Origin of the sequence: Pseudomonas sp. PDM13, from assembly GCF_025685765.1 — a bacterium.
Lineage (GTDB): Bacteria > Pseudomonadota > Gammaproteobacteria > Pseudomonadales > Pseudomonadaceae > Metapseudomonas > Metapseudomonas solani.
On sequence record NZ_JAOTQU010000015.1, the window covers coordinates 50,711 to 63,934 of the forward strand.

Below are 13,224 nucleotides of genomic sequence, written 5' to 3' on the forward strand. Positions count from 1 at the left end.
CCTTCCTGTGGTTATGCGGATGCGTTAAGAGGCGTCTTGCGGAGCGAGCGCGGCGAGCTCCGTGCGCAATTCGTCGCTGAGGGCGTCGTCCTTGAGGATGCGTTCCAGCTCCTGGCGGAACGTGGCGTTGTCGAGCAGGTTCGACTTGAGGTCGCGCAGCAGATTGCGCATGGCGAGCAGCGCGCGCAGTTGGGGGATCTGGCGAGCCACCTGCTCGGGCTCGAAGTCCTTCATGCGCTGGAAGGCCAGCTCGACCGAGGTTTCCGAATCGTCATCGGCCAGGGTGTTTTCCACCGCCAGCTTCAGGCGGGGGGCGAAGTCGGCGAGCACGCTGTCGAAGTTGTTCCGGTTGATGTTGACCTTGCCCCGCTCGGACAGGGGCCGCGCTTCCCGGCCGTTGCTGTAGTCACCCAGCAGCATCAGCTTCAGGGGGAGCTCAACCTTCTTCTGGGCGCCACCGGTATGCAGGTCGAGCTTGATGTTGACCCGCGCCTTGGGTACCTCGTTTTGGAAACTGTTCGATGCCATGACTACTCCAGGTGTTTCCCCGGGGGGAGTTCAGATGAAAGCTGTCGAGCAGGAATTCGTGAGCACGGCCAGGCGGTTTTGCGGGCCGTCGGTTCGACCGAAGGGGGTGAATTCCATTTCGTACTCTTTGCTTGCTTGCAGGGGGAACAACGGCAGAAGCGGCTGCTTCGGAGGCCGGTTGTTTCGAGGGCGCTCGCCATGCTGGCGGGCCGGCAGTTATCTAGGCCGATAACGACAAGGCGACGAAATAGGAAAAATCCGAGAGGAGCCGTGAACGGTCTGAAGCCAGCGAGGAGAGCTGTAGGAACTCAACCGTTATCGATTGGGCAGATGGCGACCGCAGAGGGCTCGCTGCCCCCATAAGCACAAAAAAACCCGGAGCTGCTGCATGCAGTCCGGGTCGGCCCTGGCGGGCGTTGCAGGCTTTCGCGGGTACGAAGGCCGTGGGATAAAAAGGCCACCTCCCCCCTGCCTGAAGGGAGGCGGCCAAAGCCTGTCAGCGGGCGGTGATCACCGCCAGCTTGGTGATCCCGGCGCGCTCGATGGAGGCCATGGCCTTGGCCACCGCGCCGTAGTCGACCTTGTCGTCCGCCTGCAGCTGCACGCGCAGCTCCGGGTCCTTGGCCTTGGCGGCCTCCAGGTTGCTTTGCAGCAGGTCGGGCTGGATCTCGTCCTTGTTGATGAACAGCTTGCCTTCACCGTCGATGCTCACCACCAGCGGGTCCTTCTGGTCCGGCGGGGCGACCGCTTCGGTCTTCGGCAGGTTGATCGGGATGGCGTTGGTGAGCAGGGGCGCGGTGACGATGAACACCACCAGCAGCACCAGCATCACGTCCACCAGCGGGGTGACGTTGATCTCGGAAAGAACCTCGTCGCTGTCTTGTGTGGAGAAGGCCATGTCAGGACGCCTCCTTCACTTTCTGTGCGGCGCCGTGCTTGCCGGCGCTCGGGGAGACGATGACCTTGAAGGCGCTCTTCTGGGCCAGGCTGTAGAAGTCGTGGGCGAAGTCGTCGAGGTCCGCAGCGGTGAGCTTGAGGCTGCGCAGGAAGTAGTTGTAAACCAGCACCGCGGGCACTGCGACGGCGATGCCGACGCCGGTGGCGACCAGGGCCGCGCCGATGGGGCCGGCCACGGTTTCCAGGCTGGCGGAGCCGGCCAGGCTGATGCCCTTGAGCGCTTCCATGATCCCCCACACGGTGCCGAACAGGCCGATGAAGGGCGAGGTGGAGCCGATGGAGGCGACCACCGCCAGGCCGGATTCCAGAGAGCGGCGCTCACGTTGGATCTGCTGGCGCAGGGCGCGCTCGAGGCGGTCCTGGTGGTTGATCGCCTGGCTCAGGTCGCCCGGCTGGCTGCCGTCGATCACCTGGATCGCGGCGAAGCCGGCCTGGGCCACGTGGGCGGCGGCGCCGTTGTTGCCCTGGACCAGGTCAGCGGCGCTGTCGAGGCTGGTGGCGCTCCAGAACAGCTTCTGGAACTTGCGGTCCTGGTGCTTGAGGCGGGCGAACTGGATGGCCTTGACCAGGGCCAGGCCCCAGGTGATGACCGAGAAGCCGATCAGCAGCCAGATGACCACGTGTTCGACCGATGCGAAGGGGTTGGTAAGCAAGTCCATGGGGCAATCCTCTGTGTTGCGCTAACGCGTGAATTCGGTCTGTTTCAGTTCAATTTGAAGTCGATCGGGACGCTGACCCAGCCATCCAGCGCCTGGTCGCCGCGCTTGGAGGGCACGAAGGTCCAACGCTTGACGGCCTTGACCGCCGCTTCGTCCAGCAGGTCGCGCCCACTGGTTTTCTGGATCTGGATCTCGCTGGGCAAGCCGCTGGCCAGTACATGCACCCGCAGCAGCACCGTGCCTTCCCAACCGCGCCGCTGGGCGAAGGAGGGGTATTCCGGCGCCGGGTTGCGCAGGTAGCCGGCGTTGGCCGACGGCGGCGTGACCGGTGCCGGCGCGGGCGGAGCCGGGGGCGCGGGCGGGGCTTCGGCCTTGGGCGGTGCGGGCGGCGGCGGCTCGACCGGTTTCGGCGCGGGCTTGGGCACCGGCTTCGGGGGTTGCGGCTTCGGCTTGGGCACCGGTTTGGGCGGCGGCGGCTTGACGGCCAGCTCCTCCACCACCGGCGGTGGCGGCTCGATCACGGGCGGCGGCGGCTCCGGCGGTGGTGGTTCCACCACGGGCGGTGCCGGGGTGGTGAATTCGATGGTCATGGGCGGAATCTGCGGTGGCACTTCCGGCAGCGGCGGCGTGGACTTCTGGCTCGCCCAGTAGAGAACGCCGGTGTGCAGCACCAGGGCGAACACGCCGAGCAGCACCGCTTCGCGGCGCCCCAGTACACGCGAGCCCGGTCGCTGGAAGCGCCCGAGCCCCAGGGCATGCCGCAACGGCACACCGAGGTCGAGCACCTCACCGGGGCTGCGTACTTCACGCCACAGCACGTTGCCTGCGCTGTCGGCTTTGAGGACATTGCCCATCGGCAAGACTCCTGGATAAAAAAGTCCGGCCTGTGCACCGGACATTGAACGGGTTGCAGCCTCCGGGGCTGCATGAGGGCCGTCCCAGAGCGGTCGGCCACGGAGAGATGATTGGTTTTTGGGCTTATCTCTTAAAGTAATTTTTAACGATTCATTAATTACTTTAAGGAATATAAATTTCTAACTGATTGAAAAATAAGGATTTATAAATCGTGATGCTTGGAAGGCATTGAAAATATGCCTGCAAGGCATTGAAAGCGGCGGGATGGAGGGGGGTGTTGGCGCCGAGCGCAGCGAGGCCCGACAGGGCGGCGTCGTTTTTTTCGCGAGTAAACATCCAGGTTCTTAGAACATGGCTTTGCTTTTGGCTCCCTGGAAGGGCGCGCAATCAGACCTCGGAACATGCAGCCACCACTCACTCCGGCACGCGTTCATCCTGCTGGGTTCTCAATTCAAATCGCCACAGGCAGAGCCGATGACTCATGACCACGCCCTGAGGACGTGGCTTCCCACGTTCAGATGAAGGCGCACCCACGGGGGCTGGCGTGGCGGGAGGGTGAGCCCCGATGGCGGGCCATCGGGGCGGGGGATCAGAAGGGGCGGCTGCCGCTGAGGCTGATGCGCTTCATGCGGCGCTTTTCGGTGGCGGGGAAGCCGTTGCGGGCGTGGAGGACGGCCTGGTTGTCCCACCAGACGATGTCACCCGGCTGCCAGGCATGGGCGTAGTGGAAGCGCGGGTTCTCCAGGTGCTCGCGCAACCGGCCGATCAGCGCCTTGCCGTATTCCGGGTCGGCGCCGGGGATTTCCACCTCGGTGTGCACGCCGAGGAACAGCAGACGCTTGCCGCTTTCCGGGTGGGTGCGCACCAGCGGGTGCTCGGTGCCCTGGATGGCGGGGATGTCCGGGGTGCGGTAGGTGACGAAGCCGCCGTTGTAGCCGCCGCTCTTGAGGCGGATGAAGGGGTTGTAGTTGATCAGCCGCAGCGGGTCGATTTCGCGGCGGGTGGCCTCATCCAGCGCGCTGTAGGCCAGGGCCAGGTTGGTGAAGCGGGTCTCGCCGCCCTTGGAGGGCACTTCCAGCGCGTAGAGGAAGGAGCCGGAGGACGGCGTCGGCGTCCAGTGGTGGTCGACGTGGGCGGGAATGGCGGTGTTGCCCAGCTCGCCATCCTCGGTGTTGGCCACCTTGACGATCTCCGGCGCCTTGCCGTCGGCACCGGAGGACAGCACCGGGATGTCCGCCGGCGGCTGGAACACCGCGCCGAAGTGGGTGGCGAAGGCCAGGTACTGGGCGTCGTCCAGGTGCTGGTCGCGGAACACCAGGATGTGGTGCTCACGCTGAGCCTGCTTGAGGGCCAGCACCTGCTCGGGGGTGATGCGGGTGGCGTCGAAGCCGCTGACCACCGCACCCAGGGGCGCGGCCAGCGGGGTGATGGTGAAGGGCTGCTCGGGGTGGATCGATGGGGCGGGCTCGTCGTGGCGCTGGGCGGCCAGGGTCATGGTGGCTCTCCTGATTCGGGGTGTTCGGTCAACGGGGCGCGGCGGGTGGCCGCGCCCCGGGCATTCGGAAGTTGGCCTTCAGCCCTTCCTCGTGGTGCGGCTGAGCTGGCCGTCGATGCCCACCGGCACTTCGCCGGCCAGGGTCACGCGGCGCACGATGCGCGGCTGGGTGTCGTAGTCGTCCACGGCGTAGTGCTGGGTGGAGCGGTTGTCCCAGATGGCCACGTCGCCCTGCTGCCAGCGCCAGCGCACGGTGTTTTCCAGGCGCGTCACGTGGCTCTGCAGCACGGCGAAGATGTGCGCCGAATCGGCCTGGGAGAGGCCCTTGATGCGTTTGACGAAGTGCCCCAGCAGCAGGCTGCGCTCGCCGCTGATGGGGTGCACGCGCACCACCGGGTGCTCGGTCTCGTAGACGGTGGAGGCGAACACCTTGCGGTATTCCTCGAGCTTCTCCACGGACACGCTGGGGCGTACGCCGGCGTAGTCGTACTCGTTGCTGTGCACGGCCCAGAGCGTGTCGGCCAGCGCGCGCAACGGCTCGGGCAGGTCGGTGTAGGCGCTGGCGGTGTTGGCCCAGACGGTGTCGCCGCCGGCGGCCGGGGCCACCACGCTGCGCAGGATCGAGGCCTTGGGGTAGGCGTCGACGAAGGTCACGTCGGTGTGCCAGGAGTTGGCCCGCTGGCCTTCGGCGCCGTCGAGCTGGAGCAGGTAGCGGGTGCCTTCGCGCACCGGCACGGTGGGGTGGGCGATGGGGTCGCCGAGAAGCTTGGCGAAGGCTTCCTGGCCCTGGTCGTCGAGGTGGGCCTGGCCGCGGAAGAACACGACCTTGTGCTGGACCAGGGCGGCCTGGATAGCCTCGACCGTGGCGGCGTCCAGGTCGCCGGAGAGGGTCACGCCGCGGATTTCGGCGCCGATGCGCCCGGCGATGGGGTGGATGTCCAGCTGGAGCTCGGTCTGCTGGGTGGCCAGTGCTGCGTTGCTCATGGTGCGGTCCTCGCGTTGGGGTGGGTGCTGCTGGGGGTCAGAAGTCGTAGCGCAGGGAGACGCCGGCGGTGCGCGGGGCGCCCACCGAGGCCGTGTAGGCGCCGTTCAGGTAGGCGAAGGCGCTGAGGTAGTAGTCGGTGTCGGTGGCGTTGCGCACCCAGATGGAGGCGTCCACCTGGCCGTCGCCCAGGTCACGGCGCACGACGGCCGAGAGGTTGACCAGGCCGTAGCCGTCGATCTTCGAGAGGTCGGAGTTGTCCAGGGTGCCTTCGGCCTCGGAGCGGTACGAATAGCTGGCGGTGAGGTAGGGCTCGATGCGGTTCTCCAGCTGCCATTTGTATTCGCCGCTGAGGTTGGCGATCCATTTCGAGGCGCCGACCACGCGCTCGCCGGTGAGGTCGCAGGTGGCCGGGGCGCCGGGGGCGGTGCTCACCTCGCCGGGGCACGGGGCGTCCTTGAAGCTGAGGTAGGTGACGTCGTTGTAGGAGCCGTTGAAGTTCAGGGTGAGGCCGCGCACGGGCAGTGCGGTGGCTTCGAACTCCAGGCCGCGCGAGCGCACGCTGCCGGCGTTGGCCAGCACCTGCACGACGTTGGTGGAGCCCGGCGCCTGGTACAGGGTGGTGGCCTGGTAGCCGTGGATGCCGGTCCAGAACAGGTTGGCGTTGAGCAGCAGGCGACGGTCGAGCAGCGTGCTCTTGAAGCCCAGCTCGGCGTCGTTGGCGCGCTCCGGCCCGACCAGCAGCGAGTCGGCGCCGGCCACCGGTGCCGAGCCCACCGCCAGGTTCACCCCGCCGGATTTCTCGCCATGGGCCAGGGAGGCGTAGCCCAGCAAATCCTCGTCGAACTTGTAGGCCAGGCTCAGCAGGAAGGATGGCGCGGCGTTGTGCAGGCTGAGGTCGCCCGAGTCATAGGCGCCCAGTTGCGCCGCGCGGATGGCGGCGGCCTGGCCGGTGACGGCAGCACCGCCCACGGGGGCGAAGCGCTTGATGTTGGCGTCCTTCTCCTCGTAGGTGCCGCGCAGGCCGGCGGTGAAGTCGAGGCGGTCGGTGAGGTGCCAGGTGCCCTGGGCGAACAGCGCGTAGCTGTCGGTCTCGATCTTGCCGTTGGCCTTGGTGCTGAGGTTGTTGATGGCGTCGAGGTTGGCGCCGAGCAGGAACAGGTCGGCCTGGGAGCCGTAGTCGGTGAAGGTCTTGTTGCCCAGGTTCTGGTTGAACACGTAGGCGCCGAGCACGTAGTCGAAGGCGCCACCGGTGGGCGAGGCCAGGCGGATCTCCTGGGAGAACTGGCGGTCGTGCACCTCCACGCCGGTGTTGAGCAGCGCCGGCACGTTGAGGCTCTCGTCGTTGGCCGGGGTGAAGTGCCAGTAGCGGTAGGCGCTGATGGAGGTGAGGGTGTAGCCGCCGGCGAGGTTCCAGTTGGCCTCCACCGAGCTGCCGCCCTGGTGCACGCTGACGCTCTGGCGGCCGTCGATGTTGACCTTCTTGTCGTCCGGGTCGCGCACCGGTGATGCGCCCACCAGGGCCGCGCGCTGCCAGTAACGCGCCGGCGCGCCGTAGACGACCATGGTACCGGTGCTGGAATCCTCCTCGTTGTAGTCGTTGATCCAGCGCAGGCTGAAGTCCTCGTTGGGCTCGAAGAGGAACTGCCCGCGCACGCCCTGGCGCTCGCCGCCGTTGAGGTCGTCGCCGTTGTGGATGTTCTTGATGAAGCCGTCGTCGCGGGTGCGGTAGGCCGACAGGCGCGCGGCGAGGGTTTCGGTGAGGGCGCCGTTGACCGTGCCCTTGGCCTGGAAGTAGCCATCCTGGCCACCGGAGACCTCCACCGTGCGCTCGGGGCTGAAGGTGGGTGCGCGGGTGCTGATGTTGAGCACGCCGGCGGTGGTGTTCTTGCCGAACAGGGTGCCCTGGGGGCCACGCAGCAGTTCCAGCTGTTCGATGTCCAGCAGGTCGAACACCGCCATGCCCGGGCGGCCGAGGTAGACGTTGTCCAGGTAGACCCCGGCGCTGCCTTCGAGGCCATCGCTGGCCGGGTTGTTGCCGATGCCGCGCACCGCGACGCTGGACTGGCGCGCATGGATGAAGGCGACGTTGACGCTGGGCAGCACCTGCTGCAGGTCCTGCACCTTGTACACGCGCTGGGTTTCCAGGGTGGCGCCGCTGAGGGTGGTGATGGGCGTGGGCACGTCCTGCACGTCTTCCTCGCGGCGCCGGGCGGTGACGGTGACCTTCTGCAGGGCGACATCCTTGTCCACTTGCTGCTCGGTGCCGCTGTCGGCGGCCCAGGCGCTCCCCGCGCCCAGGGCCAGCAGCAGGGTCAGTGCATAGTCCACGGCGGCCAGGCGCTGCGGGGCGAGCGGCCGGGCGAGGGACGAGGGGAAAGCGGTACGGCGGTGGCTCATGGGGCGGTCCTTGTTCGGGGCCCGGCTTTTTCCGGGCAGAGCGGGCCCGCATCGCACGCAGGGCGACGGTCGGGGCGGCGTGGGTTCGGGGGAGCGTCAGGTGGCGCGCAGGGCCACCGGGCTCAGGGTTCGGCTGTCAGCGACAGCGGCGCATGAGCGGCGCGAGAAGCCGGGTCCTGGCGGAGACGGGAAGTCGGGCTGGCGTGGTCATCGGGTGTCCCCCTTCGGGCTGGGCCATATACTTATTCCTTTTTAATCTTATTTATCTAAAAAAGCTTCGTTGACGGAATAAGAGCCTGCATTTAAAACCAGCACCCATACGCGGGCAAATGCCTTCGACCTATATTTTCGATGCCGGTAAAGCATGATGGATCTGCGCCAACTCCGTTACTTCATCGCCCTGGTGGAACACCGCAGTTTCGTCCGTGCGGCCGATGCCATGGGCATCACCCAGCCGGCGTTCAGCCGCAGCATCCAGGGCCTGGAGCAGGCCTTCGGCTGCCAGCTGGTGGACCGTGGCAACAAGGACCTGCGCCCCACGCCGGAAGGCCAGGTGGTGCTGCAGCACGCCCTGCGCCTGGTGCAGGGCGCGAGCAACCTGACCCGCGAAATCAACCAGATGACCAAGCTCGATGCCGGCGAGCTGCACTTCGGCTGCGGGCCGGCACCGGCGGCCAAGCTGGTGCCCGATGCCCTGGCCGCCTTCATCAGCCGCCACCCGCGCATCACCACCCGCTTCGAGGTGAACAACTGGGAAGCCCTGGGTCGCCTGCTGGCTCGGGACGAGATCGAGTTCTTCATCGCCGACATCCGCCAGTTCGAGATCGACCCGAACTTCCAGACCCGCGAACTGACCCCGCGCAACGGCCGCTTCTTCTGCCGCCGGGGGCACCCGCTGCTGGCCAAGGAAAGCCTCTCCACCAACGACATGTTCGACTACCCGCTGGCCGCCACCCGGCTGCCGGCAGGCATCCGCAAGCTGCTGGCGGGCTTCAGCGGCAAGGCGGATTTCGACCTCAACCTGGAATGCGAGCACGTGCCGGCGCTGGTGCAGGTGGTGCGCCAGACCGACGCCGTGGGCGTGGGCATGCTGGAGACCCTGGCACCGCTGCTGGAAAGCGGTGAGCTGGCGCTGCTGAGCTTCCGCAACCTGCCGGAGAACCTGGAAAGCCTCTCCGCCCGCTGCGGCATCGTCACCCGCACCGGCTACCGCCTCTCCCCCGCCGCCCGGGCGCTGATCGAGCTCATCGTCGAGCTGGACGGAATCGAAGCGGAAGAAGCGCGACGCAGCGCCTGAGTCGGCAACCGGGGGATCGGTCCATCAACAAGGGTTGCCGGGGACTCCGCTGGTGGACGTAAAGAGCGACGTCCACCAGCGGTCGAGGTTTTCGTGGGAGCGAATTCATTCGCGAAAGGGTTCGGCGCAGTTGCGTTGGGCCTCGCTGCGCTCGGCGCCAACCTACGAGGCATAGGGTTGCCGGAGACTCCGTCGGTGGACGTAAAGAGCGACGTCCACCGCAGCGGTCGAGGTTGTTGGGCGGCCTTAACGCGATGCCTGCACCGGTTCCTTCAAGGCGGCGTCGAGGAAGCGCGGTTCGTTCCAGTCGGCCACCTTGAACGGTTTGCGGATCAGCCGTTGTTCGGCGGCGAAGTCGACGCCTTTCTGCAGACGGGCGAGGAAGTCGGCATCCAGTTGCGGGTCGAAGATGGTGTTGAAGCTTTCATCCTTGAGGTCGGTGCCGAGGATGCCCACCGGGTAGCTGGCCAGGCTGGACACCAGTTCGACATAGGCCTGCTTGTTCTCATCGTCGCGCAGCCATTGCACCGCCTGCTGCTGGGCCTTGATCAGCCGTGCCGTCACTTCCGGGTAGTCGCGGACGAAGGCGCCGGTGCCCACCAGCACCGCCTGGGTACTGCCGGCGCCGCCCAGGTCGCGGGTGCTCAGAGGCAGTTCGGCGAGACCCTTGTCGCGCAGGGCGATCAGCCCGGCCAGGCCCCAGGAGGCATCCACCTGCTTGGCCGCCAGGGCCGCGTTGGCGGCGTTGAAGTCGAGGTTGATCACCTTGAAGTCGCGTTCGGAGAGGCCGCGGCTGGCCAGGGCGTTGGCGAAGGACAGCTGGTTGGCGGTGCCGCGGAACACCGCGACGCGCCTGCCCTTGAGGTCTTCCAGGGTCTTGATGCCGGAGCCGGGCACCACGCCCAGGTAGCTTTTCACCCCGCGCGCGGTGGCGCTGAGCAGGCGGGTATCCAGACCGCTGGCCTTGCCGATGATGGCGGCCAGGTCGCCCAGGTAGGCGAAGTCCACCTGGCCGTTGGCGAGGGCTTCGTTGACCACCGGGCCCGCGCCCTTGAAGAACAGCCACTGGACCTTGATGCCGTCCTTGGCGAACTCCTGTTCGAGGATGTTCCGGCTGCGCAGCACGTCCACCACGCCACCGCCGCTGTGCTGGCTGCCGGCACTGAGGTCGGGCACGGCGATGCGGATTTCCTTCGGCGCCTCGGCGGCCTGGGCCAGCAGCGGGGCGGCACCGAGCACGCCCGCCAGCACGGTGGGGGCGAACAGCCCGAGGACGCTGTTGATCAGGGTTTTCATGGGAGGCGCTCCTGCGCTGGGGGTCATGTGGCGGCTAGATAGGCACAGGGGCTCCCGGCAATAAAATAATAAAAATTCATTTTTTGATAACCCGAATGCATAAGTAAGGCGAGCCGCGCCCTGTGGGCCGCTATGCAGGGAATGCATAAAAAATATTCAACAAAGGCATTTGCCGCTGCCCCGGCCCTCCCCCACAAATGACGCTCTTATCCAAAAATAAATGGATATTCGAATTTTATATTCCACACGGAAATAACATTAGAGCCCAAGCGCCGGGAGACCCGATGAGCAAGATCCAGACGCTGCCCGCCCTCCAGCCGGCCCCCCGCTTCACGTTGCCGACCCCGAGCCTGCACGGCTTCGCCTGGGCCCTGCCCTGGCTGCTGCCCCTCGGCCTGTTCCTGCTCTGGTGGGTGGCCGCGGAGCGGCTGTGGATGTCCGAGCAGATCCTCCCGGCACCGGCGGTGGTCTGGCAGAGCGCCCTGGAGTTCGGCTCCGGCGAGCTCTGGGGCCACCTGTGGATAAGTCTGCAGCGCCTGCTCTGGGGGCTGCTCGCCGGTGTCGCCGGTGGCGTGCTGCTGGGCAGCTGGCTGGGGCTTTCGCGGCGGGCCGAGGCGCTGGTCTACCCGACCTTCGTGGCCCTGGCGCAGATTCCCACCCTGGCCTGGATCCCGCTGTTCATGCTGTTCTTCGGCATCGGCGAGACCCTCAAGCTGGTGGTGCTGATCAAGGCGGTGGTGGTGCCGGTAACCCTGCACGTGCTGGTGGGCGTGCGTGATGCCCAACCGCGCCTGCGCGAAGCCGCCGCGGTGCTGCGCCTGCCGCCGCACCTGCTGTTCTGGCGCCTGGTGCTGCCCGGCGCCCTGCCCGCCTTCATGGCCGGGCTGCGCCTGGCCCTGGCCACCGGCTGGACCTCGCTGCTGGCGGTGGAGCTGCTGGCCTCCAGCGAGGGCATCGGCTACCTGATGGTCTGGGGCCGCCAGCTGTTCATGCTCGACCTGGTGTTCGTCTGCATCCTGGTGATCGGCCTGGTGGGCGCGCTGATGGATCGCGGCATCAACCGCCTCGACGCCCTGCTGCTGTTCTGGCCCCACCCGGCCACCGGCCAGCAACCCCGGGGCCCGCGCCTGCAGGGCTGGCAACGTTTGCAGGCCGGGCTGCTGCCCCTGGCCATCGTCGCCCTGTGGCAGGCCACCGCCGGCTTCGGCTGGGTCGACGCCAATATCCTCGCCTCGCCGCTGGACGTGCTGCGCAGCCTGCAGCAGGGCCTGGCCGACGGCAGCCTGCCCACGGCCATGGGCGCCAGCCTGAAACGGGCCCTGCTCGGGCTGCTGATCGGCGGTGCCTCCGGCCTGCTGCTGGGCTTGCTGCTGGGGCTTTCCACCCTGGCCGAGCGCCTGGCCGGGCCGAGCCTTTCGGCCCTGCGCCAGGTGGCGATCTTCGCCTGGGTGCCGCTGCTCACCGCCTGGTTCGGCCTGGGCGAGGCGGCCAAGCTGGCCTTCGTCAGCCTGGCGGCCTTCTTCCCCCTGTTCATCGCCACCCAGCGCGGCGTCGCCGGGCTTTCGCCGCAACTGGGCGAGGCCGCGCAGGTGCTGCGCCTGGGCCTGGGCAAGCGCCTGCGCCTGCTGGTGCTGCCGGGCGCCGCGCCGGCCATCTTCGCCGGCCTGCGCCTGTCGCTGATCTACGCCTGGCTGGGCACCATCGGCGCCGAATACTTCATGCCCTCGGACGGCGGCATCGCCAGCTACATGCTCGGCGCGCAGCAGCTGTTCCGCATGGACCAGGTGATGGCGGCCATGCTGCTGGTGGGCCTGGTCGGCGCCCTGCTGGGCACCCTCGGACAACGCATCGAAACCCGCGCCACGCGCTGGAGAACCGCATGAACGCCTTCAACCGCAGTGCCGCCGAAGCGGCCAACCAGCCCGTTTCCGCGCCGCCCACCCTGAGCTTTGCCGGGGTCGGCAAGGTGTTCCAGGTGGACGGCCAGCCCTTCCAGGCCATCGAGGACTTCAGCCTGGATGTCGAGGAAGGCGAGTTCATCGCCATCGTCGGCTCCAGCGGCTGCGGCAAGTCCACCCTGCTGCGCCTGCTGGTGGGGCTGGATACCGACTTCAGCGGCCGCATCGAGGTGGACGGCAAGCCGGTGCGCGGCATCGGCGGCGAACGCGGCATCGTGTTCCAGGAGCACCGCCTGTTTCCCTGGCTGACGGTCACCCAGAACATCGGCCTGGGCCTGGTCAACGAACCCATCGAGCAGGGCGAGCGCGCCCGGCGCATCCACCAGTTCGTGCAGCTGGTGGGGTTGAGCGGCTTCGAGAGCGCCTACCCGCACCAACTGTCCGGCGGCATGGCCCAGCGCGTGGCCATCGCCCGGGGGCTGGTGGCGAGCCCGCGCATCCTGCTGCTGGACGAGCCCTTCGGCGCCCTCGACGCCCTCACCCGCCAGCAGATGCAGGACGAGCTGCTGGCCATCCGCAAGCGCCAGCGCATCACCACCATCCTGGTCACCCACGACGCCGAGGAAGCCATCTACCTGGCCGACCGCGTGGTGGTGATGGCGCCGCGCCCGGGGCGCATCAAGCAGGTGGTGGACATCGACCTGCCGCGCCCGCGCCAGCGTACCGGCCACGACTTCCACCGGGTGCGCGAAGCCCTGCTGCACCAACTGACCGGCGAGGGTGACTACCAGCCGCCGGTGCCGCCGCGCGTCGCCGACCTGCCTCTCGAATTCATCGCCCTGTAGACCCTTTGGAGA

Annotated in this window: 12 protein-coding genes; 3 read left to right on the forward strand and 9 right to left on the reverse strand. The window is 67.4% G+C overall.

Annotated features, from left to right (window positions below; all coding sequences use genetic code 11):
* Nucleotides 1-24: 24 nt before the first annotated feature.
* The 8 genes from tssB to OEJ36_RS16710 all read right to left on the reverse strand — a co-directional run bounded on the left by tssB (nucleotide 25) and on the right by OEJ36_RS16710 (nucleotide 7,876).
* Nucleotides 25-528: a type VI secretion system contractile sheath small subunit gene (tssB, locus tag OEJ36_RS16675; RefSeq protein WP_263402461.1), complete on the reverse strand. Its 504-nt coding sequence runs from the start codon at nucleotides 526-528 to the stop codon at nucleotides 25-27.
* Nucleotides 529-1,024: 496 nt separating this feature from the next.
* Nucleotides 1,025-1,426, reverse strand: coding sequence for an ExbD/TolR family protein (locus OEJ36_RS16680; protein WP_263402462.1), 402 nt, complete (start codon nucleotides 1,424-1,426; stop codon nucleotides 1,025-1,027).
* Between the two features lies 1 nt (nucleotide 1,427).
* Nucleotides 1,428-2,144 carry a MotA/TolQ/ExbB proton channel family protein gene (locus tag OEJ36_RS16685; protein ID WP_021217907.1) on the reverse strand — a complete coding sequence of 239 codons (717 nt, stop codon included), beginning with the start codon at nucleotides 2,142-2,144 and terminating at the stop codon, nucleotides 1,428-1,430.
* Nucleotides 2,145-2,188: 44 nt separating this feature from the next.
* The gene (locus tag OEJ36_RS16690) at nucleotides 2,189-2,998 is read right to left on the reverse strand and encodes an energy transducer TonB (protein ID WP_021217908.1); all 810 of its coding nucleotides are present in this window, start codon (nucleotides 2,996-2,998) and stop codon (nucleotides 2,189-2,191) included.
* Between the two features lie 163 nt (nucleotides 2,999-3,161).
* The gene (locus OEJ36_RS16695; RefSeq protein ID WP_263402463.1) at nucleotides 3,162-3,335 is read right to left on the reverse strand and encodes a hypothetical protein; all 174 of its coding nucleotides are present in this window, start codon (nucleotides 3,333-3,335) and stop codon (nucleotides 3,162-3,164) included.
* A gap of 253 nt (nucleotides 3,336-3,588) precedes the next feature.
* Complete coding sequence (locus OEJ36_RS16700) at nucleotides 3,589-4,494, reverse strand: TauD/TfdA dioxygenase family protein (protein ID WP_263402464.1); 906 nt, start codon at nucleotides 4,492-4,494, stop codon at nucleotides 3,589-3,591.
* 78 nt (nucleotides 4,495-4,572) lie between these two features.
* Nucleotides 4,573-5,478, reverse strand: a complete 906-nt coding sequence (locus tag OEJ36_RS16705) for a TauD/TfdA dioxygenase family protein (RefSeq protein ID WP_263402465.1) — start codon at nucleotides 5,476-5,478, stop codon at nucleotides 4,573-4,575.
* Between the two features lie 37 nt (nucleotides 5,479-5,515).
* Nucleotides 5,516-7,876 carry a TonB-dependent receptor gene (locus OEJ36_RS16710; RefSeq protein WP_263402466.1) on the reverse strand — a complete coding sequence of 787 codons (2,361 nt, stop codon included), beginning with the start codon at nucleotides 7,874-7,876 and terminating at the stop codon, nucleotides 5,516-5,518.
* 367 nt (nucleotides 7,877-8,243) lie between these two features.
* Between OEJ36_RS16710 and OEJ36_RS16715 the strand changes: the two genes are divergently transcribed.
* Entirely contained in the window at nucleotides 8,244-9,173 is a 930-nt protein-coding gene (locus tag OEJ36_RS16715; RefSeq protein WP_043245269.1) for a LysR family transcriptional regulator, read from the forward strand.
* Between the two features lie 246 nt (nucleotides 9,174-9,419).
* Here OEJ36_RS16715 and OEJ36_RS16720 read toward each other — a convergent pair whose 3' ends face one another.
* Complete coding sequence (locus tag OEJ36_RS16720; protein WP_263402467.1) at nucleotides 9,420-10,469, reverse strand: ABC transporter substrate-binding protein; 1,050 nt, start codon at nucleotides 10,467-10,469, stop codon at nucleotides 9,420-9,422.
* A gap of 284 nt (nucleotides 10,470-10,753) precedes the next feature.
* Between OEJ36_RS16720 and OEJ36_RS16725 the strand changes: the two genes are divergently transcribed.
* Both OEJ36_RS16725 and OEJ36_RS16730 read left to right on the forward strand, forming a co-directional pair.
* Nucleotides 10,754-12,352 (forward strand): ABC transporter permease, encoded by a 1,599-nt coding sequence (locus tag OEJ36_RS16725; protein WP_263402468.1) that lies wholly within the window; start codon nucleotides 10,754-10,756, stop codon nucleotides 12,350-12,352.
* On the forward strand, nucleotides 12,349-13,212 hold the full coding sequence (locus OEJ36_RS16730; protein WP_263402469.1) for an ABC transporter ATP-binding protein: 864 nt from the start codon (nucleotides 12,349-12,351) through the stop codon (nucleotides 13,210-13,212). The genes OEJ36_RS16725 and OEJ36_RS16730 overlap by 4 nt, the downstream gene beginning before the upstream one ends.
* Nucleotides 13,213-13,224: the final 12 nt, after the last annotated feature.

Bases quoted from the DNA above. Each gene is read 5' to 3' on its own strand.
- tssB (WP_263402461.1), bottom strand. From the start codon at position 528: ATGGCATCGAACAGTTTCCAAAACGAGGTACCCAAGGCGCGGGTCAAC.
- OEJ36_RS16680 (WP_263402462.1), bottom strand. From the start codon at position 1,426: ATGGCCTTCTCCACACAAGACAGCGACGAGGTTCTTTCCGAGATCAAC.
- OEJ36_RS16685 (WP_021217907.1), bottom strand. From the start codon at position 2,144: ATGGACTTGCTTACCAACCCCTTCGCATCGGTCGAACACGTGGTCATC.
- OEJ36_RS16690 (WP_021217908.1), bottom strand. From the start codon at position 2,998: ATGGGCAATGTCCTCAAAGCCGACAGCGCAGGCAACGTGCTGTGGCGT.
- OEJ36_RS16695 (WP_263402463.1), bottom strand. From the start codon at position 3,335: ATGTTTACTCGCGAAAAAAACGACGCCGCCCTGTCGGGCCTCGCTGCG.
- OEJ36_RS16700 (WP_263402464.1), bottom strand. From the start codon at position 4,494: ATGACCCTGGCCGCCCAGCGCCACGACGAGCCCGCCCCATCGATCCAC.
- OEJ36_RS16705 (WP_263402465.1), bottom strand. From the start codon at position 5,478: ATGAGCAACGCAGCACTGGCCACCCAGCAGACCGAGCTCCAGCTGGAC.
- OEJ36_RS16710 (WP_263402466.1), bottom strand. From the start codon at position 7,876: ATGAGCCACCGCCGTACCGCTTTCCCCTCGTCCCTCGCCCGGCCGCTC.
- OEJ36_RS16715 (WP_043245269.1), top strand. From the start codon at position 8,244: ATGGATCTGCGCCAACTCCGTTACTTCATCGCCCTGGTGGAACACCGC.
- OEJ36_RS16720 (WP_263402467.1), bottom strand. From the start codon at position 10,469: ATGAAAACCCTGATCAACAGCGTCCTCGGGCTGTTCGCCCCCACCGTG.
- OEJ36_RS16725 (WP_263402468.1), top strand. From the start codon at position 10,754: ATGAGCAAGATCCAGACGCTGCCCGCCCTCCAGCCGGCCCCCCGCTTC.
- OEJ36_RS16730 (WP_263402469.1), top strand. From the start codon at position 12,349: ATGAACGCCTTCAACCGCAGTGCCGCCGAAGCGGCCAACCAGCCCGTT.